Origin of the sequence: Nocardia sp. NPDC050412 (assembly GCF_044458825.1) — a bacterium.
In the GTDB taxonomy this organism is placed as follows: domain Bacteria; phylum Actinomycetota; class Actinomycetes; order Mycobacteriales; family Mycobacteriaceae; genus Nocardia.
In genome coordinates this window covers 193,399-220,060 of the sequence record NZ_JBITIJ010000006.1, presented here as the reverse complement: position 1 = coordinate 220,060, position 26,662 = coordinate 193,399, and the positions used below count along the sequence as shown (strand labels likewise).

Genomic DNA, 26,662 nt, shown 5'->3' with positions numbered 1-26,662 from the left:
GTTCTGTGTCACCGCGTCGCCGGGTCAGCGCTCTGCTGCCCGATTTTCCCTGGGACACCATTGCGGCGGTGAAGGCGAAGGCCGCCGCGCATCCGGACGGGCTCGTCGATCTATCGGTCGGCACCCCGGTCGATCCGGTGGACCCGCTGATCCGTGCGGCATTGAGTTCGGTCGCCGACGTGCCGGGTTATCCGACCACGCACGGCACGCCCGAACTGCGGATCGCGGCGGTCGATGCGCTGAAGCGGCGCTACGGGATCACCGGACTCGACCCGGCCGCGGTGCTGCCGGTGATCGGCACCAAGGAGTTGATCGCCGGACTGCCGCGGCTGCTCGGCCTCGGCGCGGACGATCTGGTCGTCATCCCGGAGGTCGCCTACCCGACCTACGAGGTGGGTGCGCTGCTCGCCGGTACCAAAGTGGCGCGCGCGGACGGGCTGACCCAGTTGGGTCCGCAATCGCCTGCCCTTATCTATGTGAACTCCCCATCGAACCCGACGGGGAAGGTGCTCGGTGTCGAGCATCTGCGCAAGGTGGTGCAGTTCGCGCGGGAGCGCGGCGCGGTCGTGGCCTCCGACGAGTGCTACCTGGGCTTGGCCTGGGAGGGGCGAGCCGTCTCCATCCTCGATCCGGAGGTATGCGACGGCGACCATACCGGTTTGATCGCGGTGCACTCGCTGTCGAAGACCTCCAACCTGGCAAGTTACCGCGCCGGATTCGTGGCGGGCGATGCGGAACTCGTCGCCGAACTACTCGAGGTGCGCAAGCACTCCGGCATGATGGTGCCGTTCCCGATCCAGGCGGCCATGGCCGCTGCGCTCGGTGACGACGCCCACGAGTCGGTGCAACGTGAGCGCTACCGTGCGCGTCGTGAGGTGTTGCGAAAGGCCTTGCAGCAAGCCGGTTTCCGGATCGATCACTCCGAAGCGGGCCTGTATCTGTGGTCCACCAGGGGCGAGCCGTGCCGCGCCACCCTGGACTGGCTGGCCGAGCGCGGCATCCTCGCCGCACCGGGCGACTTCTACGGACCAGGCGCGGGGCAGCACGTGCGCATCGCACTGACCGCCTCCGATGAACGTATCGAGACCGCGGCGCAACGCCTGGCCTGACACGTCCCGCAGTCGTGCCCGATGACCCCGCAACGGCGATAGCCTTGGGGTATGGACGCTGTCACGGTAGTCCCTGTTCCCAGCAACGAGCCGGTGCATTCCTATGCGCCGGGCAGCCCTGAGCGGGAACTGCTGATCACCAAGCTCACCGAAATCGCCGCCGAATCCATGGATATTCCGTTGGTCATCGGCGGCAAACACCGGCCGGGCATCGGAGCTCGGCACGATATCGTCGCCCCGCACCGACATCGGCATGTACTCGGCACCTACACCGACACCACGCATTCGGAAGCCCACGGCGCCATCGAGTCCGCGCTCGCGGCGGCCCCCGGCTGGCGTACCACGCCCTTCGATGAGCGGGCGGCAGTCTTCCTGCGCGCGGCGGATCTGTTGGCCGGGCCGTGGCGGGAGACGGTCGCCGCGGCGACCATGCTCGGTCAATCCAAGACGGTCCAGCAGGCCGAAATCGACGCGCCGTGCGAATTGGTCGACTTCTGGCGCTTCAATGTGGCCTTCGCGCGCCAGATTCTGCAGCAGCAGCCGCAGTCGAGCGCCGGTGTGTGGAATCAGATGGACTACCGCCCGCTGGAGGGGTTCGTCTACGCCATCACACCGTTCAACTTCACCGCCATCGCGGGCAATCTGCCCACTGCGCCCGCGTTGATGGGCAATACCGTGGTGTGGAAGCCCTCGCCGACGCAGACACTCGCGGCCTTCTGCACGATGCGGCTGCTGGAGACGGCCGGACTGCCGCCGGGTGTCATCAATATGGTGACCGGTGACGGTGTCGAACTGTCGGAGGTCGCGCTCGTCGATCCACGGCTGGCGGGCATCCATTTCACCGGCTCCACCAAGACATTTCAGTTCCTGTGGTCCCAGGTCGGCGCGAATATCGGTCGCTACCACGGCTATCCACGCTTGGTGGGCGAGACCGGCGGTAAAGACTTCATCGTCGCGCACCCGTCGGCAGATCCGGATGCGTTGCGTACCGCGCTGATTCGCGGTGCCTACGAATATCAGGGCCAGAAATGTTCGGCGGCTTCGCGCGCCTATATCGCACGTTCGGTGTGGCGGACGATCGGTGACGACTTCCTGCAACTGACCCGCGAGCTCAGCTACGGCGATGTCGCGGATCTGACGAATTTCGGTGGGGCACTGATCGATCGGCGTGCCTACGACAAGAATGTGGCCGCCATCGAACGCGCCAGGTCAGCTGGTATCGCCATTCCGGCGGGCGGCGAATACGACGACAGCGAGGGCTGGTTCGTCCGGCCCACGGTGCTGGTGGTGGATGATCCGCGCGACGACGCCTTCGCCACCGAATATTTCGGTCCCATCCTAGCGGTGCACGTCTACGACGATGCCGAACCCGGTTCCTACGCGGCGATATTGGCCGAGGTAGAGAGGGCGGCGCCCTACGCATTGACCGGTGCGGTCTTCGCCCAGGACCGCAAGGCCGTCGAACAAGCCTCGGCCGCACTGCGATTCGCCGCGGGCAACTTCTATATCAATGACAAGCCGACCGGCGCGGTCGTCGGTCAGCAGCCCTTCGGCGGTGCGCGCGCCTCGGGCACCGACGATAAGGCGGGTTCGCCGCTGAACCTGCTGCGCTGGGTCGCGCCTCGCACGATCAAGGAGACCTTCGTGCCGCCGGGTGACTACCGGTATCCGCACATGAGGTCGGAATGAATCCATTGCGGCCGGTCATACTCGCGGCCTCTGCCTCACCGCGGATGAAGCGCATCCTGACCCGGACGCCGGTCACAGCCGACATCGTCCGGCGCTTCGTGGCCGGTGAGGGCCGTGACGAGTTGATTCCGGTGGTGCGGGAGCTGCTGGCCAGCCGCCGGCTGATCAGCGTCGACTTCCTCGGAGAGAACACCACCGACCGGGCACAGGCCGATGCCACTGTGACCGAATACCTTTCGCTGATCAACGATTTGGCGGCATTGAACGGATTCCGAGATACCGCGGCGCGCACCGAGGTATCGGTGAAACTCTCCGCACTCGGGCAGGCACTTCCCGCCGACGGCCCAGCCATCGCCACCGAGAACCTGCGCATTCTGTGCACCAAGGCGGTCGAGGCCGGTGTGTGGGTCACCGTCGACGCGGAGGAACACAACACCATCGAGGCCACACTGGCGACGGTTCGTGAATTGCGCACCGAATTCCCTTGGCTCGGAGCGGTATTGCAGGCCTATCTGCATCGCACCGAGGCGGACTGTCGTGAGCTGTCCGGTCCCGGATCGCGAATTCGCCTCTGCAAGGGCGCATACCGGGAACCGCATACCGTCGCTTATCAGCGCGCCGCCGAGGTGACCGATTCCTACCTGCGCTGTCTGGAGATCCTGATGGGCGGCGACGGCTACCCGATGCTGGCCACCCACGATCCGGTGCTGATCCGCGCGGTTGAACAGTTGGCCGCCGAAACCGGCCGTGGCCCAGAACGGCTCGAGCACCAAATGCTCTACGGCATCCGCGGTCCCGAGCAGTTGCGGCTGGCCGCCGCGGGCAATGCCATGCGGGTCTATGTGCCATATGGCAGCCAGTGGTACGGCTATCTGACCCGCCGCCTCGCCGAACGTCCGGCCAACCTCGCGTTCTTTCTGCGCGCGCTGTTCGGCAAGTCTTAGACGAGCGGCTTGCCGAGGCGATGCCGCCTGCGCATATCCCACAGGCACAGGTTCATCGGAAAGAGCCTGGCGGGCTTGGGAAGTATGCGGTGCACGGCGCCGATCGCACGCAGCAATCGGTTCGCGAAGCGCTCCTGGCGTTCACTCCAATCCATGCGCATCTCGGCGCGCAGATGCGGCGGAAGCAGACTGGTCACCAGGAACCGCTGCAGCGGTGCGAATATACGCAACGGCCAGGCGACCATCTTCAGATCGATGAGATCGTTGAAGTACGCGCGGGTGCGGGCATCGACGGTCTTGGTCGCGAGAGTGGCATTCCAGTACTCCTGGAAGGCCGTTCGGTCGCGGGGCCACATTTCCGGTCGCATCTGCAGGGTGGTGCCGAGTCGAGCGGCGTACTGGTAGAGCACATCCGCGGTGTCCTCGTCCATCGGCCCGTGCAGCCGCTCCTCCAGATCGACCAGGCCCCAATACAAACAGGCTGCTACCCACAGTTGCAGTTTCGGGTCGAAGGCGTTGTATTTGACCGCGGCGCCCGGCTCGGAATGCACCGCGCGATGTGAACCGTTGACGGCTTCGCGGTAGTTCGCACGATCCTCTTCGGTGCCCATCAGCGCCACCGCGAGATAGGTCAGCGTTGTGCGGGTGCGCTTCCATGGGTGCACATCGATGCGGCCGGATTCGACCGTGCTCTCCATGACGCCGTAGGCGACCGGCCGCAGGCTGAGCTGCATGATGACATTGGCCGTCCCGCCGAGGAAGGCCGCGACACCGCTCCAGAATTCGTCCATCGCGAAGTTGTCGACGGTGCCGTAGCGGCAGGTCGGACCGGGATCGGGCGGCTCCACGGGTAGCGGCAAGGTCATCGTTGGCCTCGTCTTTCAGGGGGTGATCAGCGGCAATCGAAAGGTGATGAGAAGAATTGGTACTTACCTTCTCATTACCTCGATAGCGTGTCAAACGGTCCCCTTATACGAGCGGTTTACCCAGTCGGATGCGTCGGCGAACGTCGAACATATAGGTGTTCAACGGGAACATTCGCACCGGCTTCGGCAGCCGGGTTTGCACCGCCGAAATCCTTCGCAGCAGCCGATCGAAGCGGCGCTGATCGCGCTGGGACCAGGTCATCCGCATCTCATTGCGCAGATGCTGTGGCAGCAGGCCGGTTACGACGAAGCGCTGGAGCCGAGCGAAAACGAATTGCACGGGGCGCGGCATCATCTTCAGATCGATGAGGTCGTCGAAGTAGTCGCGCAGGGCGGGTTCGATACCGCGCTTTGGCAGGTTCTCATCCCAATACCGTTGGAACTCGGCACGATTGGCGGGCCACATCTCCGGTCGCATCTGCAAGGTGGTGCCGCGCCGAGCGCAATAGTGGTAAAAGTCCTCTGCCACATCGGGATTCATCGGGCCGTGCATGCGGGTGTAGAGGTCGTCGATGCCCCAGTAGAGGCAGGCGGCCACCCAGAGTTGCAGTGTGGGATCGAAGGCGTTGTATTTCACCGGGCTCGCCGAGGTCGAGCGGACCGGTCGATGCGATGCGTTGACTGCTTCCCGATATAGCGCGCGCTCGGCATCGGAGCCCATCAGTGCGACCGCGAGATAGCTCAGGGTGGTGCGCAGCCGTTTGATCGGGTGCAGTGTGACCTTGCCGCTGTCGACGGTGCTCTCCAGCACGCCGCGGCCGACGGGGCGCAGGCTCAGCTGCATGATCACATTCGCCGCGCCGCCCAGGAAAGCCGCGACTCCCTCGACGTACTCCTCGACGGTTTCTGGAGTGATGGGGCCGACGCGGTCGGGAATCGGCAGGTAATCGGCACTGCGGAGTGGTTCGGTCATCGTTGACCTCGCCTTTCTGTGGCCGTCCGCGACAGGAGCGGATGGTGAGAAGATAGTATATAAACCCTCTCATTGCCTCGCGGCGGTGTCAATCACGCTTTCGGGGCGTTCGTGGGCAGTGTGGGCTGATGGCATGCGATGCTAGCGGTGTCGTCGTGTCATCGGAGCGGAAAAAGGGTGGGTGTTATGGCGACGCTGACCAGACTCCTGGCGCTGGTGCGCAGCACCGGACCAGAGGATCGCAACCAGACGCGGGTGCTGGATGCGGCTCTGCTGGCGTTCCTGGACTTCGGAATCAAACGAACCAGCATGGTGGAGGTCGCGCGACGGTGCGGGCTCTCGCTAGCCACGCTCTATCGGCGCTTCGCGAGCAAATCCGATCTGATCCAGGCCGTCGGTATGCGGCAGGCGCGGCAGTTCGTCGAGCAGGTGGATGTGGCGCAGCAGCGGCAGGTCGATCGCGACGCCGGTGCCGAGGAACAGATCGTGGAGCTGTTCGTTGCGTTCCTGAACGGACTGCGCGGCAATAAGCTGCTCGACCGATTGTTGAAGACCGAGCCGGAGATCGTGCTGCCGTATCTCACTGTCAAGGGCGCGCCGGTGCTCGAACTCGGCCGCGACTATCTGGCCGAATTCATTACCCGGTTGCAGGGGGAGGGCAAGTTGCCCGGATACGATCCGGAGCCGGTCGCCGAGATGATCGCACGGACGGCGCTGTCCTTGGCGCTGACGCCGCAGACGGTCCTGCCACTCGACGACGACGCCGCGATCCGCAAATTCGCGCGCGACCATGTGGTCGTTTCGTTCCGCCTGTAGCTGACCGACCCCTGTCGACTGCCGTCCCCTGAGTCACACCATCCGCAGGCCGAACCGCCTGCGGATGCGCATGTCCCACAGGTAGGCATTGATCGGAAACAGCCTGGCCTGCTTCGGCATTCGGGCGGTGATCGAGCCGGTGGTGTGCAGGATTCTGGCGAGTTTCCGATCGTCGTCCGTGGTCCAGGTCATGCTCATCTGGTCGCGCAGATGCTCGGGCAGCAGGCCGGTGACCACGAAGCGGTGGAAGCGGGCGAATGGTAAGCGGGCGGGGCGCGGGAGCATTTTCAGATCGATCAGATCGTTGAAGTAGTCGCGGATCGGGGGATCGATGGTGGTCTTCGCTAGGTGTTCGGTCCAGTACTCGTCGAAGGCGACGCGATTGGCGGGCCACATTTTCGGATGCATTTGTAGTGTGGTGCCGAGTCGAGCGCCGTAGCGGTAGAAGGCTTCCGCGTCGGGGTCGTTCATCGGGCCGTGCATGCGCTCGTAGAGATCGCGGGCACCCCAATAGAGACAGGCGGCGACCCAGAGTTGCAGTGCGGGATCGAAGGCGTTGTACTGCACCGGACTCGCCGCGGTCGATTTGACCGAGCGATGCGACAGATTCACGGCATCGCGGTAGGCGTCGCGTTCATCATCGGTGCCGAGCATTGCGACCGACAGATAGGTGAGGGTGGTGCGCAGCCGTTTGATCGGATGCAGCATGACCTTGCCGCTGTCGACGGTGCTCTCCAACACGCCGTAGCCGACCGGCAGCGTGCTGAGCTGCATGATCACGTTCGCCGTTCCACCCAAGAATGCGGCGACACCGTCGAGGTGCCGCTCGATATCGAAGCTGTCCTCGGCGGGTGTAGGCGCGGGTTTGCGAAACGGGCTGGTCATCAGGGACACCGGTCTCATGGTTGAGAAGGAATTGCTTAGACGTTTTCACCGTCTCATGGGTGTGTCAAGCGCCACGTTGTCCTCGAGGGGGAGCGTGGTGGTGCGGTGTGCTGCCGAAGTAGCGTGAGCGAATGTCATTCGGTCCGCCGCCGCTGCTGCTTCGTTCGCTCAACCCGCTCGCTGTCGCCGGGGGAGCGGATATTCCGGATGCCGTCACCATCGACGGGGTGACCCTGTCGCGCAGTGATTTGCTCGGTGCGGCAACCTCGGTGGCCGAGCGCATCGCGCGCGCCGATCGGGTCGCGGTGCTGGCGCGGCCGACCGTAACGACGGTGCTCGCGGTGGTCGGCTGCCTCATCGCCGGCGTGACGGTGGTGCCGGTGCCGCCGGATTCGGGGACCGCGGAGTTGGCGCATATCCTCAGCGACTCCGGTGCGCAGGCGTGGTTGGGTGAGGCGCCGGAGGGGACGGATCTCCCGGTGGTTCCGGTGCGTGTGCACGCGCGCTCGTGGCATAGCTACCCCGAACCCGACGCTGCCACACCGGCATTCGTGCTGTACACCTCGGGGACCACCGGTCTGCCCAAGGGGGTCGTGCTGAATCGCGGTGCCATTGCTGCCGGGCTCGACGCGCTCGCGGACGCATGGTCATGGACACCGAATGACGTTCTGGTGCACGGTCTTCCGCTGTTTCACGTACACGGATTGATCCTCGGCGTACTCGGACCGCTGCGGGTGGGCAGTCCGCTGATCCACACCGGTAGACCGACGCCGCAGGCATATGCGGACGCGCGTGGCACGCTGTACTTCGGAGTGCCAACGGTGTGGTCGCGAGTTGTCGAAAATCCCGATGCGGCAAAGAAATTGGCCGATGCGCGGCTGCTGGTCTCGGGTAGTGCCCCGCTGCCGGTGCCGGTGTTCGAGCGGCTGCGCGAACTCACCGGGCACGCGCCCATCGAGCGGTACGGAATGAGCGAAACGATGATCACGCTGTCCACTCGCTTCGATGGGGAACGTCGTCCCGGATGGGTCGGCACGCCCGTCGCAGGTGTCGAGACTCGGCTGCGGGACGAGGCCGGTGCGGATGTCCCGCATGACGGTGAGAGCATCGGTGGCCTGCAGGTTCGCGGGCCGATGCTGTTCGACGGCTACCGCAACCGGGCCGAGGCGACCGCCGAATGCTGGACCGAGGACGGCTGGTTCAAGACCGGCGATGTCGCGGCCATCGATGCCGGTGGTTTCCATCGCATTGTCGGCCGGGAATCGGTCGATCTCATCAAGTCCGGTGGCTACCGGATCGGCGCGGGCGAAGTCGAGACCGTATTGCTCGGACATCCGGATGTGGCCGAGGTTGCGGTAGTGGGACTTCCCGACGCCGATCTGGGACAACGGATTGTCGCGTATGTCGTATTGCGCGGTGCCGCACCGGATTCCATCGAGAAGGCGCTCATCGAGCATGTGGCCGAACAGCTTTCGGTGCACAAGCGCCCGCGCGAGGTCCGCGTGGTGGACTCCTTGCCGCGCAATGCGATGGGGAAGGTGCAGAAGAAGCTGCTCGGCTGACTTGACCTCTACTTCGGTTCAGGTTCTACGGTCCCCGGTATGAGCGCAGCACTGACACCCGAACAGATCGACTACCTGGCCACCCAGCGCCTGGGCCGACTGGCGACCGTCCGCCCCGACGGCTCACCCCAGAACAGCCCGGTCGGCTTCCGCTACAACGCCGAACTCGGCACCATCGATATCGCGGGCTGGAATATGGGCAAGTCCTGGAAATTCCGCAATATCGCCACCAACAACCGCATCGCCTTCGTCGTCGACGACGTCGCCTCGATCCAGCCCTGGCGCGTCCGCTGCCTCGAAATCCGCGGCACCGCAGAACAATTGACGGATGTGGAGCCCTATATCTCGGGCGTCTCACGAGAGATGATCCGTATCCACCCGACCCGGGTGATCGCCTTCGGCCTCGCGGCTGGCGTCACCCACGGGTAGGGCCTGTCGCAGACCTGGAGCAACACGACAACTGATTTCGTGCGCATGTGGGTGAGTCGCCGGAAGAGCTAACTTACCGCCGCCAACGTCACAGTTGTCGCGATTTGGTCTGGCCGGTCGTGCGGCGTCATCGCTGATGTCGACTGCGCCGTCGGCGATGACGCCACCGTGACAGCCCCGGAAGATCCGGGGCCGCACGAGCCTAGTCGTTGGCGTGCAGGTCCGCGTTGAGTTCGATGCCGGTGCCCTTGCGGTGCACGACCTCGACGGCGCCGGTGGTGGAGTTGCGGCGGAACAACAGGTTGTTCTGACCGCTGAGCTCGGCGGCCTTGACCACGGTGCCGTCGGGGGTGGTGACCTTGGTGCCCGCGGTGAGGTAGAGACCGGCCTCGAGGACGCAGTCGTCGCCGAACGGGATGCCGAGGCCGGAGTTGGCGCCGAGTAGGGAGCGCTCGCCGATGGAGATGATGGTGGTACCGCCGCCGGACAGGGTGCCCATGGTGGAGGCGCCGCCGCCGATATCGGAGCCGTCGCCGACCACGACGCCCGCGGAGATGCGGCCCTCGACCATGGAGGCGCCGAGGGTGCCCGCGTTGAAGTTCACGAAGCCCTCGTGCATGACGGTGGTGCCGGAGGCCAGATGCGCGCCGAGGCGGACCCGGTCGGCGTCACCGATGCGCACCCCCGACGGCACGACGTAGTCGACCATCCGCGGGAACTTGTCGATGCTGTACACGGTGACCGGCCCGCGGACACGCAGCTTGGCGCGTGTCGCCTCGAAACCCTCCACCGCTGCCGGACCGTGGTTGGTCCACACCACATTGCTGAGCAGTCCGAATTGTCCGTCCAGGCTCACCTCGTGCGGCTTGACCAGCCGATGCGAGAGCAGATGCAGCCGCAGGTACACATCGTGCGCGTCCACGGGCGCCGCCGACAGATCGGCGATCGTCGTCCGCACCGCGATCACATCGACCCCGCGCGCCTCGTCGAATCCGAGCAGCGCCGCGTATTCCGCGGGCGCCTCGTCCAGGCGCTTCGTACCGGTGTCACCGAACGCGCCCAACTCCGGATGCGGGTACCACGTATCCAATACGGTCCCGTCCGCGGTCACATTGGCGATACCGACTGCTGCTGCTCCCTGAATGCTCACGTCAACAGAGGTTACCCACCCATCCGCACTCGTGGTGAGCCACGTCGACCGCTACCTGCCACCTCGACTTATCACAATTCCGCAAGGCTGATCGTGGACCGCCCGAAGGCTTTGGTCAGCACCGAACGTTGGTGCGGAGTGAGCTCGTTGATGACTACCACGGCGTCCGCGGCGAGTTCCGCACAGGCCGCGGCGATCTCGCCGACTTTTCCGGTGCTGAACAGCGTGCGGGGTGAAAGCGGCCGCGCCATCACGCCGACACCGCCGGCCGAGACGCCACGACGCTGGGTGAACATCGCGACGACCTGACCGCCGAGGGTGGCGACCACGTTCGCGGCGTCGTCCATGCGCGTCACGTAGTCCGGTTCCCTAGCGGAGAAGAAGCCGACTATGACGATGTCGGCCCCGGCGACGGAAACCGCCGGTGTATCGAGTCGCCGTCGCCGATTGCGGCGCGGTAACCGATTGCGTCGATGAGTCGGGTGCATAGTGGAGACCGTATCGGCGCCGCGATGGCGTCGGGTGCGACCGGAGAACCGTAGGCTGGGGCGCGTGACCATCGACTTGCGCGCCGACCCCATCGCACTGACCGCAGCTCTCGTCGACATCCCCAGCGTCTCGCGCGACGAGACGGTCATTGCCGACCTGGTCGAGCGGGCGCTGCGTGAGCAGACCAGCGGATTCGAGGTGCTGCGGCACGGGAATGTGGTGCTCGCGCGCACGGATCTGGGGCGGCCGACTCGGGTCATTCTCGCCGGTCATTTGGATACCGTGCCCATCGCCGACAATGTGCCGAGCACGTTCGTGGACGAGGCGGGGGAGCGCCAGCTCTACGGCTGCGGCACCGTTGATATGAAATCCGGTGACGCGGTCTTCCTGCATCTGGCCGCGACCGTCGCGGAACCGGTGCACGATCTGACGCTGATCTTCTACGACTGCGAGGAGATCTCCGCGAAGTACAACGGTCTCAACCACATCGAACGCGACCTCCCGGATTGGCTCGTCGGCGATCTGGCCATCCTCGGCGAACCGTCCGGCGGTGTCATCGAGGCGGGGTGCCAGGGCACCCTGCGCGCCCGGCTCGCGACCAAGGGCGTGCGGGCACATTCGGCGCGGTCGTGGAAGGGCGACAATGCGATTCACCACTTGGCCCCGGTGCTGCAGCGGCTCGCCGACTATAAGGCCCGCGAGGTCGATATCGACGGCTGCGTCTATCGCGAGGGCCTGTCCGCGGTCCGTATCGGCGGTGGCGTTGCGGGCAATGTGATTCCGGACGAGGCCGAGGTCGACGTGAACTTCCGCTTCGCGCCCGACCGTACCGTCGCCCAAGCCACCGAGCATGTGCGCGAGGTATTCGCCGGACTCGACCTCGATTTCGAGCTCACCGACGCCGCCGCGGGCGCACTGCCGGGCCTGTCCGCACCCGCCGCCAAGGATCTGATCAGCGTGGTCGGCGCCGACAGTGTGCGCGCCAAATACGGCTGGACCGATGTCGCGCGCTTCGCCGCCCGCGGCATCCCGGCGGTGAACTTCGGTCCCGGCGACCCCAATCTCGCCCACAAGCGCGACGAACACGTCCCGGTCGCCCAGATCACCTCGGTCGCCGCGACACTGCGCAACTACCTGACCGAACGAGTCACCAACGCTGCCGAACCGTCGCGCTGATTCCGGCCGCGGTGCGGCACGCACGGTCAGCTTTCTCACGTCTGGCTCCGGCATGAGGGGCGTGTCTCCTCTCAGGACGGTCGCGTTGTGCCTCGCTGGCGAAGATCATCCGTTCTCGGCCCTGCTCGACGGCGTCACGCACGATACCCACGTGTTTGCCGATTGCCTGGCGTATGACGGCCTTCCCTGCCGAGGAGATCGTTGCCCAGGGCGACGACCCGGTGCGGGCTGATCGGCCAGCCCCCCGCCGGGGGACATGGGCTCCGCGGTCATCCTGGGACACGTAGACTCCTACACCGGACCTGCGGTCTTCTACCGACTATCGTCACTGCGGCCCGGGGACGAGGTCCACGTGACAAGAGCGGACCGATCCGTTGCTCACTTCCTCGTCCAGAGGGTAGCCACTTATCTCAAGTCGGAGTTCCCAAGCCATGAGGTCTACGACTCGCAGGGATACAGCGCGCTGCAACTGGTGACGTGTGGCGGCGAATTCGACCACACTATAAGAAGCTATCAGTCCAATGTGGTGGTCTACACCGCGCTCGTTGGCATCACTCCGCCGCCCGCTGGCCCACCATGACAGACCCGGCCCCGAGCATCGACCTTGGTCGACGAGGGCGGCTTGACCGCGAATACTGCGCGCCAGGCTGTCGCGGGAGCGGGAGACGGTGTTGATCTTCTGATGGTGGGCCACTCTGCGCCGTGGCCGACCCGCAGCCACTGCAAAATGGTGATTTGTCGGTATTCCCTACAGGAGCTCGCGCACCGACACCGCGATAACCGACATGGCTCCGACTGCTGTGGCTATCGGCGGCGCGCTCCGATACCAGCTGGCGCTGTTCGAGGCTGAGTTCGTGGACCCGGCAAGAAAGTCGGATCGGACACCCGCGTCATCGCCAGCGGCGAGCCGATATCGAAGCAGGCGCCACGAAACCGGGAACATCAGGAGCATCCACAGGCAATACCACATTGCGATATCGGGGTCAGCGGTAACGGATGCTGACATGTCTTTCCGTGGTGCGCGATGTAGAAGCGTGGATTTGGCCGTAGCTGATTCGGCGGCCTGTATCGCCGCTGGAGCTGCATCGCCTGGTGCTACGGCCTGATGTGGATCCATAGGTTGACTGGGAACACTCGGTGCAGCGGAAGCCTTGGCATTGGTGACGGAGCCTGTCCGAGTGGAGAGACTGCGTGCCAGCGCTGAAAACCAGTCCGCGACGAATTGGGTGGGCGTCTGGCCGGTTTCGGTGACGGATTCCCATGCATAGGCGCCGTGGCGTGCGACAATATCCTGATATCTCGCCCACGTTGCGGGTTCGAGCAGCGCGGCGTTGTCTGCGACGGCAAAGGCGACCGCGTCGAACGCTTGTGTCACCAGGTTCCCGGTGGTTTCGATCGGCACCGAAGGGAATCGCGGGCCGGTAACTTTTTCCGTAAGGAGGGCAATGCCGTCCAAAGGTTGATTCTCGCCGACGCTGAGAATTTCGGCGACTTCGCTCGGTTCGAGTGTCACGCCTACTACGGCGAGCAAAATATTGAGCGCGACTGTACCCACTTTGAGCAACGCTGCCTGCGCGTCGGGACCATAAACCGGCACCCGCGGGTCCGAGGCTTCCGAAAGGCGCTGACTGAGCGTTCTTTCCGACGTCAGCGTCAGTGTTTCGACCGTGTTGCCGTCCAAGTCATTGCTTGCCACGGCGGCGGCGGTCTTCACGGTTGTCGCGACAACAGCTTGAAGGATCGAGGACAGTGCGGTGAATGGGTCGAGCGGGGATAGCAGTGCCTGACCGATGATGTTCGTCAACGCGTGCAGTATCGGTGCGCCGGTGGGTGCGTCGCAGGCGAGGTCTTCTGCAATGCACACCGAGGCCACGCGTCCGGAGAGCGCGCCGAAGTCTGCGGCAATGTCTTGTTGCGGTCCGATGCCACCGCCAGCGGGCATCGTCTGTGCGACTAGCGGCAACCCCGCCAATGCTGTCCGGTCGGTGCCGGGCGCGGGGGCGGGTGTGCGCTGTCCCGGCGCGCCGGGGAACACCGGTGCCCCCGGGTCACGGGTCGGGTCGCCGAAGAGTGCGGCGCCGGCTATCTTGTCCGGTTCCACCACACCGTATCCGAGCCCTACCTCCCGCAGGAACAACGAAACAACGTGCGCCCCTTGCGAATATCCCAGCAAAGCCAGGCGAGTGTTCTCGCATCTATTGCTGATTCCGCGGGCCATGCTCCGCAGCTCGTCGAGTCCGGCGGAGACGGATTGCGCGTACGACGACGAGGCAGCGCCGGGCACGATCCCGCCGAACGCCGCGGGATAGGGCACGTATGCGCGATCGACCGCTCCGGGCTTCGAGATACTGGCCAACATTGGTGTGAAAACGCCCGACAGCATGCCGGTGTCGACGGTGGGCGATGCGCTGAGAGAGGACTGCCCTGTGCCCTGAACACCGAGAGTGTACAGGGCCGGGCAGTCGGTCGGATCGAATTCCGGAGCAGCGGTAGCGGGTTTGGCGACGACGGCGCCGGTCGCTGCGACGACTGCATACACGCCGGTTACGGCGAGTGCTCGAGCTATCTTCCTCGACACTACGATCCGACCTCTCACAGACTCGAGCTTCTACTTGGACGTGCCGTACTTCACGTTCATCCCGCTGGATTGTCATAGCCCCTAGAGCAGGCCGCCGGTCAGAAAATGGAGTGTGTCTCCAGCGACGGCGAGAAGTCCTGTGACGAGGTTGATTACAGGCTGGAGGATCATTCGAACAGCCTCTCGGTTGATCATCTCTGTATCGGTTCGGCGTAGCGAATTGTTTGCGGCCCGACCCCCGACCGACTCTTTTGAGATGTCGGGGGTCGGGCCGCAAACCAGGCATTCGTATCAGAGCAGCGAGTGGACCAGAACGCTGACGACACCGGTGAGAAGGTTGCCCACGATCGGCAGCAGACCGCTGAGGAGACCCATGTTTGTTTAACCTCTTCCTGTTTGGTGATTGGTGTTCCCCCGAAGACGGGCCTCGAGGGTGCTTGCGTGGTCGCCCGCCAGAAGAGGGATCGCGCATTGTTTTGCGAACCGCTGATACTCCCGTGGCGAGACTCGACCGTGACACCGATTCAGTAGCAAGCACACTGACGCGAGCATCGCCCACGCCCCGCTACATCGGCATCGAAAGGTACTTCGTAAGTCGCGCGACCCTGGATGGGTTAATTTCTGGCTTCGACTTATTGGCGTGGTCGGGCCGGTTTGGAAGCTGCTAGAACAGCGATGAGCAAATCGCGGCGGGTCGACCCATCCACGCTGTCCAGTTGCATCGAAGACAGACAGTGACATTCACACGTGTGCCGTGCAACGGCGAAGGGAAACCAGTGACATTGCCGTCCAACTAGCCCCGGGCGCGTCCGGTCGGACGATTGATCATCGCTGCGGTGACGGTTGTGGCCGCCCACAGTCCTGCTGATATTCAATGGGATAGCGTCAGCGGCCCAGCCCCCTGTCGGGTTGGGGACGGCCACATCCTTTGCGGTATTGGCGGGTCAGACGGTCACCAACACGGGACCCACGATCATCTCCGGTGATGTGGGGGTCAGTCCAGGGAGTGCGGTTACCGGGTTTCCGCCGGGACTTATTACCCCCGGAACGGGAACCATCCACGCTGCCGACGCGGTGGCGTTGCAAGCACAAACAGATCTGACTACGGCATATAACGATGCTGCGGGTCGCGGTCCTGCCACCGCCGCTCCCCCTGATCTCGGCGGCCAAACACTGGTCGCGGGGGTGTATAACACGGCGGGCCCCATGGGCCTAACCGGGACAGTCACCCTCGATGGGCAAAATGATCCCAACTCGGTCTGGATCTTCCAAGCGGGATCTACGTTGATCACGGCATCGAACAGCACGGTCGCCCTCATCAACGGGGCCTCACCGTGCAACGTCTTCTGGCAGGTGGGTAGCTCCGCGACATTGGGCACCAACACTACCTTCGTCGGAACCATCATGGCGTTGACCTCGATCTCGGCACAGACCGGAACCATCGTGGAGGGACGGCTGTTGGCACGAAACGGCCAGGTCAGCCTGGACAACAACAGGATCACCCGACCCAACTGCACTATCCCACCGACGTCCACGACTACAGCGCCGCCGACAACGACAACGACAACGACAGTGCCGCCGACGACGACGACAGCGCCGCCGACAACGCCGGCGACAACGCCGGCGACAACCATCCCCTTCCCGCCCGGTGGCGGTGGCGGAGTTATTCCCGTCATCCCCGGTGGCGGCGGCGGTGTCGGTGGCGGTGGCGGTGTCGGAGTTCTCCCCATCCCCATCCCGATCCCTATTCCCATCCCCATTCCGATTCCCGGTGGCGGTATTCCGGGTGGACCGGGTGGACCGGGTGGACCAGGTGAACAAGGACCGGGCGAGCAAGGACCCGGCGAGGAAGGACCCGGTGAGGAAGGACCGGGCGAGCAAGGACCCGGCGGCGGCGGGGACGTCCCCGAAGGCTCTCCAGAAACGGGTGGGGGTGGTACTGCCTAGCCTGGGCAGTTCACCGCACTGATCGGTGGCAAGCTCGGCCCCGCACTGAACGAGGTCGCACGCCGCCGCTCCGGCTAGGCAGCCGTACCGAATTGCATTGAGGGGTGGCACCGACAAGCGGTGCCACCCCTCAACTATGTCCCGCCGACGAACCGCGTCATTCAGCACCGCCCTACACACACGTCGGCCGAATTCTTGATGACTAGATAGCAATTGGCCTCAGAACACCCGGTACTGTCTGCACCATGACCAGCGGCGGTGCGTTTAGAGAGCACACCGGTAACTCGTCGGGGACGGGCTGACTTGCCCGCAGCTCTACCGCCGCGCGCCAACGTCATAGTTGCCGCGACTGAGTCCGGCGCCTGAAGGTTCGGAGAGGCGGGGGAGCCCGGTAGCGTGGGCGCTATGTCCACCGGAGCCGCCGATAACGAGATCGCAAGCACGCCGAAGTCGACACCCAAATTCCGCGGGCCGATCATGTTCCGCCGCGATCGCAAACCGGGCGGCACCGCCGACCAGAACCTCTTGGACCGGCATGGACCCAGCGATTGGGTGCATACCGATCCGTGGCGGGTATTGCGCATCCAGGCCGAATTCGTCGAGGGCTTCGGCGCGCTCGCCGAATTGCCGCGCGCGGTCACCGTCTTCGGTTCGGCCCGCACGCCACCGGGGCATCCGGAATATCACGCCGCCATGGCCATCGGCGGTGCGCTGGCACAGGCCGGATTCGCGGTGATCACCGGCGGCGGCCCCGGCGTGATGGAGGCCGCGAACCGGGGCACGTCGGAGGCGGGCGGGTATTCGATCGGACTCGGCATCGAGTTGCCGTTCGAGCAGAGCCTCAACGAATGGGTCGACCTCGGCATCAACTTCCGCTACTTCTTCGCGCGCAAGACCATGTTCGTGAAGTACTCCCAGGCATTCATCTGTCTGCCGGGCGGATTCGGCACCCTGGACGAGCTGTTCGAGGCGCTCACCCTGGTGCAGACCCACAAGATCACCCGCTTCCCGATCATCCTGTTCGGCAGCAAATACTGGGCCGGACTCGTCGACTGGCTACGCGATTCGCTCGGCGGATCCGGCAAGATCTCACCCGGCGACCTCGGCCTGCTGCATGTGACCGATAGCGTCGAGGAGGTCGTGCAGATCATTCTGGCCACCGCGGACGGTGCCACCGACACCGATGCGCTCGGGACGGAGGATCAGTGGTGAGCCAAGGCGGATACGCGGTCTGCGTCTACTGCTCGGCCAGCACCGCCGATCCGGCGATGCTCGCCCTCGCCGCCCGGGTCGGCACCGAGATCGCAAGGCGCGGTTGGCGATTGGTGTCCGGCGGTGGTCACGTCTCGATGATGGGCGCGGTCGCCACCGGTGCCCGTGCCGGCGGTGCGCACACCATCGGGGTGATCCCGAAACACTTGGTGCACAAGGAAGTAGCCGATGTCGACGCCGACGAGCTGATCGTCACCGACACCATGCGCCAACGCAAACAGGTCATGGAGGACCGCGCCGACGCCTTCCTCACCTTGCCCGGTGGCATCGGCACGCTGGAGGAGTTCTTCGAAACCTGGACCGGCGGTTACCTGGGCCAACACGATAAGCCCGTGGTTGTCCTCGATCCCGATGGTTTCTATCGAGGTCTGTTCGACTGGCTGGACAAACTCTACGATCGGAAGTTCGTGTCCCAGTCGGCCATGGCCCGGATCACCGTGGTCAACGATCTGTCTGCGGCCTTCGCCGCACTGAAACCGGTGCAGGTATCCGAGGTGACGCAGGAGCCGGGCACCACCCTCGACGAGGAGGTTTGACGCAGTGAGCACTGGCGCCCGCCCGAAGGTCAGCCTATTCGATATCGCGAAGCGGTTGCCGCTCATGGCATTGGACGCACCATCCATGCTGCGCGGCGCGCTCGGCATGCTGGTGGGGCCGGATGACAAATCCTCGGTCGGTCTGTACTTCCAGCGCAACGCGCACCGGCATCCGGACCGGCCGTTCCTGAAGTACGAGGGCGAAACCTTCAGCTACCGCGCGGCCAACGCCCAGGTGAACCGGTACGCGCGGGTGCTGGCCGACCGTGGCGTGCAGCGCGGTGACGTGGTCGGTGTGCTGATGACCAATCGTCCGGAAACCCTGTTCGTGGCGCTGGCCACCGTGAAACTCGGTGCGACGGTCGGCCTGCTGAACCACCACCAGCGCGACCAGGTGCTCGCCCATAGCTTCGGATTACTCGATAGCGTGCTCAATGTGGTCGGGGAGGAATGCCAGGCTGCATTGGATTCCCTCGCCGAACCCCTTGCCAATGTGGTCTTTTCGCAGGAGCTGCACGAGGCGGCCGAGGACGCAGACGCGGCCGATCCGGCGAGTTGCGCGCAGATCACCGCCAAGGAACGCGCCTTCCTGATTTTCACCTCCGGCACCACCGGCTTGCCCAAGGCCAGCGTGATGACCCATCTACGTTGGACCAAGAGCATGTCCGGTCTCGGCGGACTCGGAATTCGCCTGAACGGCAACGACACGCTGTACTGCTGCCTGCCGCTCTATCACAACAACGCACTGACCGTCGCGCTGTCGTCGGTGCTCGCCGCGGGCGGCACCTTCGCGCTCGGCAGGCAGTTCTCCGCCTCCCGGTTCTGGGACGACATCATCCGGGAGCAGGCCACCGCGTTCATCTACATCGGTGAACTCTGCCGCTATCTGGTCAATCAGCCGGGCAAGGCGACCGATCGGCAGCACCGGGTCCGGCTCGCCGTCGGCAATGGTCTGCGGCCGGAGCTGTGGGACGAGTTCAAGAGCCGCTTCGGCATCGGTCGGATCGTCGAGTTCTATGGCGCCAGCGAGGTGAATATCGCCTTCGTCAACGCCTTCGGGGTGGATCGCACCGCGGGCTTCGGGCCGCTGCCCTATGCCATCGTCGAATACGACGACGCGACCGGAAAGGCCAAGCGCGACAAGGACGGTCGGCTGCGCCGGGTGCCGGGCGGCGGGGTCGGTCTGCTGCTGGCCAAGGTCACCGATCGCTCGCCCGCCGACGGCTACACCGATAAGGCCGCCTCCGAGGCGAAGCTGGTCCGCGATGGCTTCACCGACGGCGACGTCTGGTTCGATACCGGCGATCTGGTCCGTGATCAGGGCTGGCATCACATCGCATTCGTCGATCGGCTCGGCGATACCTTCCGCTGGAAGGGTGAGAATGTCGCAACCACCGAGGTCGAGGGTGTGCTCGCCGAATCCGACGCGATCTCGCAGGCAGTCGTCTTCGGCGTGGATATCCCGGGCACCGATGGCAAGGCGGGCATGGCGGCGGTGACGCTGTACCCGGATGCCGAATTCGACGGTCGCGCGCTCGCCGAACTGGCCTACTCCCGGTTGCCCGGCTATGCGGTCCCACTGTTCATCCGGGTCGTCGCCGAGCTCGAGCAGACCTCCACCTTCAAGAGCCGCAAGGTCGAACTCCGCAAGCAGGGCTACGAATCCGATGCCGACAGCCAGCTATATGTGCTCGCCGGTCGAGCCGACGGCTACATCCCGGCCTACGACGAATACGCCGCCGACGTCGCCGCAGCCCGCGCCCCCAAGAACTAGCGCTGCGTCCAGATTGCTCCTGCTGTATCGAGCCTTGGTTCGAGGGTTACCTCGAACGCAGTCGAATGGTGCGCGCCCACGCCGCATCGACGGCCATGTCACTGCGCTTGTCGAGCAGCCGGAGCGGGTGGCGCGGCAAGCTATCTGCACGATGCGCTAGGCCGATCGTTCGGCGGCGGATTGGGTGCATGCGACGAGTTACCCAGGTGCTCGCCGATCCCGTTGTTGCGCGTCCCAAGAATGTGCCGTCCACAACCCGTTCCGTGGGGGCGTGTTACAGGACTAGGTACAGTCGGGTGCATGTTCAGCCCCACCGCAGCGCCGCTTCCCACCTTGTGCGGCAAGCCGGTGGCGACGGATCGGGCGCTGGTCATGGCCATCGTCAACCGCACCCCCGACTCCTTCTACGACCAGGGCGCCACCTTCACCGACGCGGCCGCCATGGACGCGGTCGCGCGCGCCGTCGACGAGGGCGCCGATCTAGTCGATATCGGCGGGGTGAAGGCCGGTCCGGGCACGCTGGTCGACGCGGCGGAAGAGGCCCGCCGCGTGGTCCCGTTCGTCGCGGCGATCCGGGAAAAGTATCCGGAGCTACTGATCAGCATCGATACCTGGCGCGCCGAGGTTGCCGAGGCCGCCGTCACCGCCGGCGCGGATCTGATCAATGACACCTGGGCGGGCGCCGATCCGGATCTGGTGCGCGTGGCCGCCGATCGCGGCGTCGGCATCGTTTGCAGCCATACCGGTGGGGCCGTCCCGCGCACCCGGCCGCATCGGGTGCGCTACGCCGATGTGGTGGCAGAAGTAACGCAAACCGTGCGCCGCGCCGCAGAAGATGCGGTTGCGGCCGGGGTTCGTAAGGATTCGATTCTGATCGATCCGACCCATGATTTCGGCAAAAACACTTACCACGGGATCGAGTTGTTGCGGGGAATAGACATTCTTGTAAATACCGGATGGCCAGTCTTGATGGCGCTGAGCAACAAGGATTTTATCGGGGAGACTTTAGGTGTCGGTCTATCCGAACGGTTGGAGGGCACATTGGCAGCAACAGCATGGTCGGCGGCCGCCGGCGCCCGAGTCTTCCGAGTGCACGAGGTCGCCGAAACCCGGCGCGTCGTGGACATGATCGCCGCGATACAGGGCATCCGGCCCCCCGCACGAACCCTGCGAGGTCTGGTATGAATTTCCACCACCACGACAGCCCGCTCTGGGCGACGACGAATACCTGGGACACCCCGGACTGGACGGTCGAGGAACTGATCGCCGCCAAGCGCGGACGCACCGTCTCGGTGGTGCTGCCCGCGCTGAACGAAGAGAACACCGTCGCCGATGTGGTGGCCAGCATTCGGCCGCTGCTGGGCACGCTGGTCGATGAGCTGATCGTGCTCGATTCCGGATCGACGGACGCCACCGCCGAACGCGCGCTCGCCGCGGGCGCCGAGGTGATCAGTCGGGAACAGGCCGTCCCCGAACTCGATCCGATGCCGGGTAAGGGCGAGGTGCTGTGGCGGTCGCTGGCGGTGACCAGCGGCGATGTCATCGCCTTCGTCGACTCCGATCTCATCGACCCGGATCCGGCCTTCGTGCCGAAGCTGCTCGGCCCGCTGCTGCTGGTCGACGATATGCATCTGGTGAAGGCCTACTACCGCAGGCCGCTGCGGCAGGCCGGTGCCGTTGACGCGCACGGTGGCGGTCGCGTCACCGAACTCGTGGCCCGTCCGCTGCTCGCCGCATTACGTCCGGAACTGTCGCAGGTGCTGCAGCCGCTCGGCGGCGAATACGCCGGCACCCGCGAATTGCTGACCTCGGTACCGTTCGCCCCCGGCTACGGCGTGGAGATCGGCCTGCTCCTCGACACCTACGATCGCCTCGGCCTATCCGCGATCGGTCAGGTGAATCTGGGTGTGCGCACCCACCGCAACCGCCCACTCGCCGATCTCGGCATAATGAGCCGCCAAATCCTCGGCACCGTCCTCGGCCGCAGCGGTGTGCAGGATTCCGGTGCGGCGCTGACCCAATTCCCGCTGATCGGCGATGCCTTCACCGCGCACAGCACGGAGGTCTCCCTCGCCGACCGCCCGGCGATGAATACGCTGCGCCCGGCCTGCGCCGCGGCCTGAGACAACCACGACGAACCCCAGGTGCTCCGAGCGCCCGGGGTTCGTCGTCTTCTATTCTTCGGCGGCGGTCCGCAGGTCGGCCAGCCAGGCTTCCAGACCGGCGCCGAGAAAGTGGGTGGAGGTCGGTACGTCCGCTTCGACCTGGGCTCCGTTCCAGTTCTCCTCGGTGCGCACCAGGACGCCGCCCTCCATCGGTGTGAAGGTCCAGACATGGATGCCGCCGTCGATGCGCATCCCGTCACCGATCGCCGGGCCGCTCCAGCGGATGCACCGTTCGGGTTGTAACTGCCGGACGGTGGAGGTGATGGTCAGGGTGGTCGCGGGGGTGGTGGCGGTGGCGGGGGCGGGAGTGGTCCACCGGAACTGCGAACCAGCCTGCAGTGGTCCCGAGTCGAGGCGCTTCATGCTGGTGACCGGCTTCTGCCAGGACGGCCAGCGTTCCACGTCGGTCTGCAGGTTCCAGATGGTGTCCAGTGGCGCGTTGATCAGGATCTCGGTCCGATAGTGGATCGGTGCGGCGGGATCGATGCCCGCCCCGTCGCAGGTCAGTGGTGTCGCGTCCGCAGTGGGGCCGTCGGCGAGGGCCGGTCTGGCGGTGGTTCCCAGAATCGCGGCGGTCAGCGCGATCCCGATCAGGGCGGCTCGCCCGCGGCGGCGGGTGGCGGCCTCGGCTTGCGCCTTCGGTGTGCTGGACGGGCGAGTATCGGTCATGGCGCTACTCCTTGTTAGTGGCTCTTGCTTTAGTTAGACCTTATAACTGCGTTTTGTGAGAAGCAAGAGCAAAAGTGATAGCCTCTAACTGGATGGCGGCGGGTACTGCCGGAAGGAGTTGCCGATGACCGAAACCGGTGCGAAGAGCCCGCGAGAGCGCTATCGAGTGCAGATGCGGGCGGAGATCAAGCAGTGCGCCCGGGAGCAGATCGCTACGGCAGGCGCGTCGGCATTGTCGCTCAACGCGATCGCCAAACAGGTGGGGGTGAGCGGTCCCGCGCTGTACCGGTACTTCGCCAGCCGCGACGAGTTGATCACCGAACTCATTCGCGACGCCTACCGCAGCCTCGCCGACACCCTGCGCGCGGCTCGAGACTCCGGCGCCGACGTGGCCGTGCTTGCCAACGCGCTACGGGAATGGGCCTTGGCCGATCCTCAGCGCTACTTCCTCATCTACGGCACACCCATCCCCGGATACCACGCCCCCGACGACACCACCGAGATCTCGAACGAAATCATGACGATGCTGATCGAGGCATTCTCCGCGCTGTCCCCGGACAAGCCGACGACACCGTTCGACGCCCACCTCGAACACCATCGCCGGTGGGCCGCCGACCACTCGGTACCGGTCACGACCCTGCGCCACGCGATATCCTTCTGGACCCGACTCCACGGCGTCCTCTCCCTCGAACTCGCCGGACACTTCACCGGAATGGAGTTCGACCCCGCCCTGCTGTTCGCCGACGAGCTGAACACCCTTCGGTAGCCGCACCCAGCGAACCTCGTCCGCAGGCTGCCCAGTTGTGGCCGATCCGAACACTTCACTGCCGTCAGGTTTGGGGTAGCCGTACTGCAGGCATGCGCGCGTATCACCGGGACGCGACGACGGCGCCTCGGCGGGTCGTGCGAGTGCTTCATCGGCGCCGCGTGCGACGAGCTGCGCGTGCTGATGTTGGAGCGCGGTTCGACTGGCCGGTGCCGTATCGAGGGTTGTTCGGCAGGGTGCTGGTTTCTGGTAACGGCTCGGTGCCCGCCCGGGCGGGGATTGCGCTGGCCGGATGTTGGGAGGTCGGCGCTGTTGCGAATCGACTGCGGACGCGCTGAACGCGGGATGGTCGGCACACGCGCCTCCGATGCCCTGCACGACCTCCGCCTCGTGTACCTACGACGACCCGCGGCCGCCGATTCCTTTCTGAGTTGGCCGAGGTCTACATGTCGACGGTGCGGCACCGACCGCGACGAGGCAAGCCGAGAAAGAGAGTTGATTGCCGTGCGTATTCCCAGCACTATGCGCGCCCTGCAGCAGACCTCGCTGATGGGTCCGCAGGATATGTGTTTGATCACCGACGCGCCGGTACCGGTGCCCGGCCCGGGCGAGATCCTGATCCGGGTCGAGGCCGCTGGTGTCAACTTCGCCGATATATCGAGGGCCTATGGCACCTTCCTCGGCGGCCCGCAGCCACCGTATCTGGCGGGTTTCGAGGCAGCGGGAGAGGTCGTGGCGGTGGGCGAGGCGGTGACCGGCCCGCAGCCGGGTGCCCGCGTTATCGGCGTCGGCGACGGGGCTTTCGCCGAGTACATGATCCTGCCCGCGGCCGCGGCGGTGCCGGTACCGGTGGACTGGAGTGCCGAGCAGGCGCTGGGCCTGGTCGTGAACTGGCCCACCGCGCTGGCCGCGCTCAGGCCTGTGGGCCGCATCGCCACGGGGGAGACCGTGCTGATCCATGCCGCGGCGGGCGCGACCGGCCAGGCCGCGGTGATCATGGCCAAGCACTACGGTGCGACGGTCATCGCCACTGCCTCGCCGGGCAAGCACGAGACGGTGCGGGCACTCGGCGCCGACCACGTCCTGGATTCCCGCATCGAGGACCTGGCCGCTGAGGTACTGAAGCTGACCGGCGGCCTCGGCGCCGATCTGGTGCTCGAGTCCGCCGGCGGCGCCACCTTCGAGGCCAGCCTGGCCGCGACCAAGCGGATCACCGGCCGGATCGTCGTCTACGGCGTGGCAGGCGGTGAAGCCGCGATCACCAACTGGGAGCTGGTGTACAAGCATCAGGTCCACATCATCGGACTCAACATCGGCGTGTTGAGCCAGGCCGCACCGCAGATCTTCGGCGAGCTCATGGGTGAGCTGTCCGCGCTCATCTCCGCTGGCGTCCTCACCCCCGTCCGCCCCACCGTCTACGACTTGTTCGACGGCCCGAAGGTCCTCGCAGAACTGGAATCCCGCGCCACCACCGGCAAATTGGCGCTACTGCCCTGAGCGCCCGCTGACCTGGGTTTCGATTCCTTCGCAACAGCGTCCCGGTCGTAATGGGCAACGGTCCCGAGCGGCGGGATCGATCGGGACAAGGAGCAGTGCATGGCAAGCAGGCAATCCACGGCGGGAGTTGAGACGTACCGGGGGTGGTTGAGGGTTCCGGCGGCCGACCACGAGTGGACGCCCCGAGACGAACACCTGTTGGTGGACGACTGGGATGTCATCGCGAGTCCGACCGCCCGGCCGCGGCTTAAACTCGCGGCATGACGGCGGACGCGCTCGAGGCGGCGAACCAGGACCGGTTCGCCGCCGAAACCGAGCGATTCCGCCGGGAGTTGCTGGCGCACTGCTACCGCATGGTCGGCTCGGCCCACGATGCGGAGGACCTGGTACAGGAAACGTATCTTCGAGCGTGGCGGTCCTATGCCGGATTCGAGGGCCGCGCGTCGATTCGGTCCTGGCTCTACAAGATCGCCACCAATGTCTGCCTGACGGCGTTGCAGCCGCGCCGGAACCGGGTGCTGCCCTCGGGGCTGGCAGGTCCATACGACGGACCCGATCGCCAGCCGAGTCACGTTGCGCCGGGCGAGGTTTCGTGGCTCGAACCGTTGCCGGACGGGTGGATCGCCCCGCCCGCCGACGATCCGGCCGCGGCGGTGATCGCGCGCGAGTCGCTACGGCTGGCACTCATCGCCAGCCTGCAGCACCTACCCGCCCGCCAGCGCGCGATTCTCATCCTGCGCGAGGTGCTGGCGTTCTCCGCGGCCGAAACCGCGGAGATTCTCGGCACCACGACGGCGGCGGTCAAGAGCGGTCTGCAGCGCGCCCGCGCCCGGCTGGACGAACTCGAGCCCGCATCCGAGGAACTGCTCGAACCGACCGACCAGCGCGCACGTGCACTACTCGACGGCTACATCGCAGCATTCGAACACTCCGATGCCGGTCTGCTGGAACAAGTGCTGCGCACGGACGCCACGCTGGAGGCGACGCCATTCCGCGAGTGGTACGCGGGCCGGATGAGCTGCATCCACATGCTCGACGCATACGTGCTCGGCACGCCGGGCAGCTGGCGGATGCTCGCCACCACAGCCAACGGCCAGCCCGCCGCCGTCATCTACTACCGGGACGCCGACGGTGTATTCCGGGCAAACGGCATCGTGGTGCTGGCCCCAACTCCTACCGGCGTCTCCCGCGTGATCGCGCTTCACGATCCGGCGCTGGTCGCGATGTTCGACTTCCCGGACGTGCTCGCACACCGAACTCGAACCGGAAGTGGCAGCTCGCCCGATTCCGGCGGTTTTCGCGGCGCTTCATCGGTGTCCTGAATTCCCCGCCGCCCGACCCGATATCGATTCCCGGATCGGACACCTACT

At 65.4% G+C, this 26,662-nt stretch carries 23 protein-coding genes and 1 pseudogene; 17 read left to right on the top strand and 7 right to left on the bottom strand.

Going from position 1 to position 26,662, the window contains the following annotated elements; translation table 11 throughout:
• The first annotated feature begins 5 nt into the window (after positions 1–5).
• Genes dapC through ACIBI6_RS18705 form a run of 3 tightly spaced genes read left to right on the top strand, consistent with a single transcriptional unit; the run spans position 6 to position 3,742 of the window.
• Positions 6–1,109: a succinyldiaminopimelate transaminase gene (gene dapC, locus ACIBI6_RS18715; RefSeq protein ID WP_364344623.1), complete on the top strand. Its 1,104-nt coding sequence runs from the start codon at positions 6–8 to the stop codon at positions 1,107–1,109.
• A 51-nt stretch (positions 1,110–1,160) separates the two neighbouring features.
• On the top strand, positions 1,161–2,798 hold the full coding sequence (gene pruA / locus ACIBI6_RS18710) for an L-glutamate gamma-semialdehyde dehydrogenase (protein ID WP_364344452.1): 1,638 nt from the start codon (positions 1,161–1,163) through the stop codon (positions 2,796–2,798).
• Positions 2,795–3,742 (top strand): proline dehydrogenase family protein, encoded by a 948-nt coding sequence (locus ACIBI6_RS18705; RefSeq protein WP_364344449.1) that lies wholly within the window; start codon positions 2,795–2,797, stop codon positions 3,740–3,742. The genes pruA and ACIBI6_RS18705 overlap by 4 nt, the downstream gene beginning before the upstream one ends.
• Here the strand turns inward: ACIBI6_RS18705 and ACIBI6_RS18700 are convergent.
• Together ACIBI6_RS18700 and ACIBI6_RS18695 are read right to left on the bottom strand one after the other, a co-directional pair.
• Positions 3,739–4,608 (bottom strand): oxygenase MpaB family protein, encoded by an 870-nt coding sequence (locus ACIBI6_RS18700; RefSeq protein ID WP_364344446.1) that lies wholly within the window; start codon positions 4,606–4,608, stop codon positions 3,739–3,741. The two genes, ACIBI6_RS18705 and ACIBI6_RS18700, sit on opposite strands and share 4 nt — an antisense overlap.
• A gap of 103 nt (positions 4,609–4,711) precedes the next feature.
• The gene (locus ACIBI6_RS18695; RefSeq protein WP_396957205.1) at positions 4,712–5,581 is read right to left on the bottom strand and encodes an oxygenase MpaB family protein; all 870 of its coding nucleotides are present in this window, start codon (positions 5,579–5,581) and stop codon (positions 4,712–4,714) included.
• 186 nt (positions 5,582–5,767) lie between these two features.
• On the opposite strand from ACIBI6_RS18695, the gene ACIBI6_RS18690 reads away from it, so the two are divergent.
• Positions 5,768–6,397 (top strand): TetR/AcrR family transcriptional regulator, encoded by a 630-nt coding sequence (locus ACIBI6_RS18690; RefSeq protein WP_364344440.1) that lies wholly within the window; start codon positions 5,768–5,770, stop codon positions 6,395–6,397.
• Positions 6,398–6,430: 33 nt separating this feature from the next.
• Here ACIBI6_RS18690 and ACIBI6_RS18685 read toward each other — a convergent pair whose 3' ends face one another.
• The gene (locus tag ACIBI6_RS18685) at positions 6,431–7,282 is read right to left on the bottom strand and encodes an oxygenase MpaB family protein (RefSeq protein WP_364344437.1); all 852 of its coding nucleotides are present in this window, start codon (positions 7,280–7,282) and stop codon (positions 6,431–6,433) included.
• Positions 7,283–7,413: 131 nt separating this feature from the next.
• On the opposite strand from ACIBI6_RS18685, the gene ACIBI6_RS18680 reads away from it, so the two are divergent.
• Together ACIBI6_RS18680 and ACIBI6_RS18675 are read left to right on the top strand one after the other, a co-directional pair.
• Positions 7,414–8,844, top strand: a complete 1,431-nt coding sequence (locus ACIBI6_RS18680; protein WP_364344434.1) for an acyl-CoA synthetase — start codon at positions 7,414–7,416, stop codon at positions 8,842–8,844.
• Between the two features lie 39 nt (positions 8,845–8,883).
• Entirely contained in the window at positions 8,884–9,273 is a 390-nt protein-coding gene (locus tag ACIBI6_RS18675; protein WP_364344431.1) for a PPOX class F420-dependent oxidoreductase, read from the top strand.
• 202 nt (positions 9,274–9,475) lie between these two features.
• On the opposite strand, the gene dapD is transcribed toward ACIBI6_RS18675, so the two are convergent.
• Positions 9,476–10,423, bottom strand: a complete 948-nt coding sequence (dapD, locus tag ACIBI6_RS18670) for a 2,3,4,5-tetrahydropyridine-2,6-dicarboxylate N-succinyltransferase (protein WP_364344428.1) — start codon at positions 10,421–10,423, stop codon at positions 9,476–9,478.
• 71 nt (positions 10,424–10,494) lie between these two features.
• Entirely contained in the window at positions 10,495–10,911 is a 417-nt protein-coding gene (locus tag ACIBI6_RS18665; protein WP_364344425.1) for a hypothetical protein, read from the bottom strand.
• 64 nt (positions 10,912–10,975) lie between these two features.
• On the opposite strand from ACIBI6_RS18665, the gene dapE reads away from it, so the two are divergent.
• Positions 10,976–12,088 carry a succinyl-diaminopimelate desuccinylase gene (gene dapE, locus ACIBI6_RS18660; RefSeq protein ID WP_396957204.1) on the top strand — a complete coding sequence of 371 codons (1,113 nt, stop codon included), beginning with the start codon at positions 10,976–10,978 and terminating at the stop codon, positions 12,086–12,088.
• 250 nt (positions 12,089–12,338) lie between these two features.
• A pseudogene (locus ACIBI6_RS18655) lies at positions 12,339–12,668 on the top strand (sortase domain-bontaining protein); the annotation flags it as partial.
• Between the two features lie 168 nt (positions 12,669–12,836).
• Here the strand turns inward: ACIBI6_RS18655 and ACIBI6_RS18650 are convergent.
• Positions 12,837–14,447 (bottom strand): cutinase family protein, encoded by a 1,611-nt coding sequence (locus ACIBI6_RS18650; RefSeq protein WP_396957352.1) that lies wholly within the window; start codon positions 14,445–14,447, stop codon positions 12,837–12,839.
• Positions 14,448–15,653: 1,206 nt separating this feature from the next.
• Here ACIBI6_RS18650 and ACIBI6_RS18645 point away from each other — a divergent pair.
• From ACIBI6_RS18645 to ACIBI6_RS18620, 6 genes are all read left to right on the top strand, one after another.
• On the top strand, positions 15,654–16,613 hold the full coding sequence (locus tag ACIBI6_RS18645; protein ID WP_396957351.1) for an ice-binding family protein: 960 nt from the start codon (positions 15,654–15,656) through the stop codon (positions 16,611–16,613).
• Positions 16,614–17,018: 405 nt separating this feature from the next.
• Positions 17,019–17,825 carry a TIGR00730 family Rossman fold protein gene (locus ACIBI6_RS18640; protein ID WP_396957203.1) on the top strand — a complete coding sequence of 269 codons (807 nt, stop codon included), beginning with the start codon at positions 17,019–17,021 and terminating at the stop codon, positions 17,823–17,825.
• Positions 17,819–18,421 (top strand): TIGR00730 family Rossman fold protein, encoded by a 603-nt coding sequence (locus ACIBI6_RS18635; protein WP_364344410.1) that lies wholly within the window; start codon positions 17,819–17,821, stop codon positions 18,419–18,421. The genes ACIBI6_RS18640 and ACIBI6_RS18635 overlap by 7 nt, the downstream gene beginning before the upstream one ends.
• 4 nt (positions 18,422–18,425) lie before the next feature.
• Positions 18,426–20,195 carry a long-chain-acyl-CoA synthetase gene (locus ACIBI6_RS18630; RefSeq protein WP_396957202.1) on the top strand — a complete coding sequence of 590 codons (1,770 nt, stop codon included), beginning with the start codon at positions 18,426–18,428 and terminating at the stop codon, positions 20,193–20,195.
• 300 nt (positions 20,196–20,495) lie between these two features.
• Entirely contained in the window at positions 20,496–21,380 is an 885-nt protein-coding gene (folP, locus tag ACIBI6_RS18625) for a dihydropteroate synthase (protein ID WP_364344404.1), read from the top strand.
• Positions 21,377–22,318: a glucosyl-3-phosphoglycerate synthase gene (locus ACIBI6_RS18620; protein ID WP_364344402.1), complete on the top strand. Its 942-nt coding sequence runs from the start codon at positions 21,377–21,379 to the stop codon at positions 22,316–22,318. Before folP ends, ACIBI6_RS18620 begins: the two co-directional genes overlap by 4 nt.
• Positions 22,319–22,369: 51 nt before the next feature.
• Here the strand turns inward: ACIBI6_RS18620 and ACIBI6_RS18615 are convergent, their stop codons facing one another.
• Positions 22,370–23,029 (bottom strand): SRPBCC family protein, encoded by a 660-nt coding sequence (locus ACIBI6_RS18615; protein ID WP_396957201.1) that lies wholly within the window; start codon positions 23,027–23,029, stop codon positions 22,370–22,372.
• A 124-nt stretch (positions 23,030–23,153) separates the two neighbouring features.
• Between ACIBI6_RS18615 and ACIBI6_RS18610 the strand changes: the two genes are divergently transcribed.
• From ACIBI6_RS18610 to ACIBI6_RS18600, 3 genes are all read left to right on the top strand, one after another.
• Positions 23,154–23,795, top strand: coding sequence for a TetR/AcrR family transcriptional regulator (locus ACIBI6_RS18610; RefSeq protein ID WP_364344398.1), 642 nt, complete (start codon positions 23,154–23,156; stop codon positions 23,793–23,795).
• Between the two features lie 504 nt (positions 23,796–24,299).
• Complete coding sequence (locus tag ACIBI6_RS18605) at positions 24,300–25,292, top strand: zinc-binding dehydrogenase (protein ID WP_396957200.1); 993 nt, start codon at positions 24,300–24,302, stop codon at positions 25,290–25,292.
• Positions 25,293–25,552: 260 nt separating this feature from the next.
• Complete coding sequence (locus tag ACIBI6_RS18600; RefSeq protein ID WP_396957199.1) at positions 25,553–26,614, top strand: RNA polymerase subunit sigma-70; 1,062 nt, start codon at positions 25,553–25,555, stop codon at positions 26,612–26,614.
• Positions 26,615–26,662 lie beyond the last annotated feature (48 nt).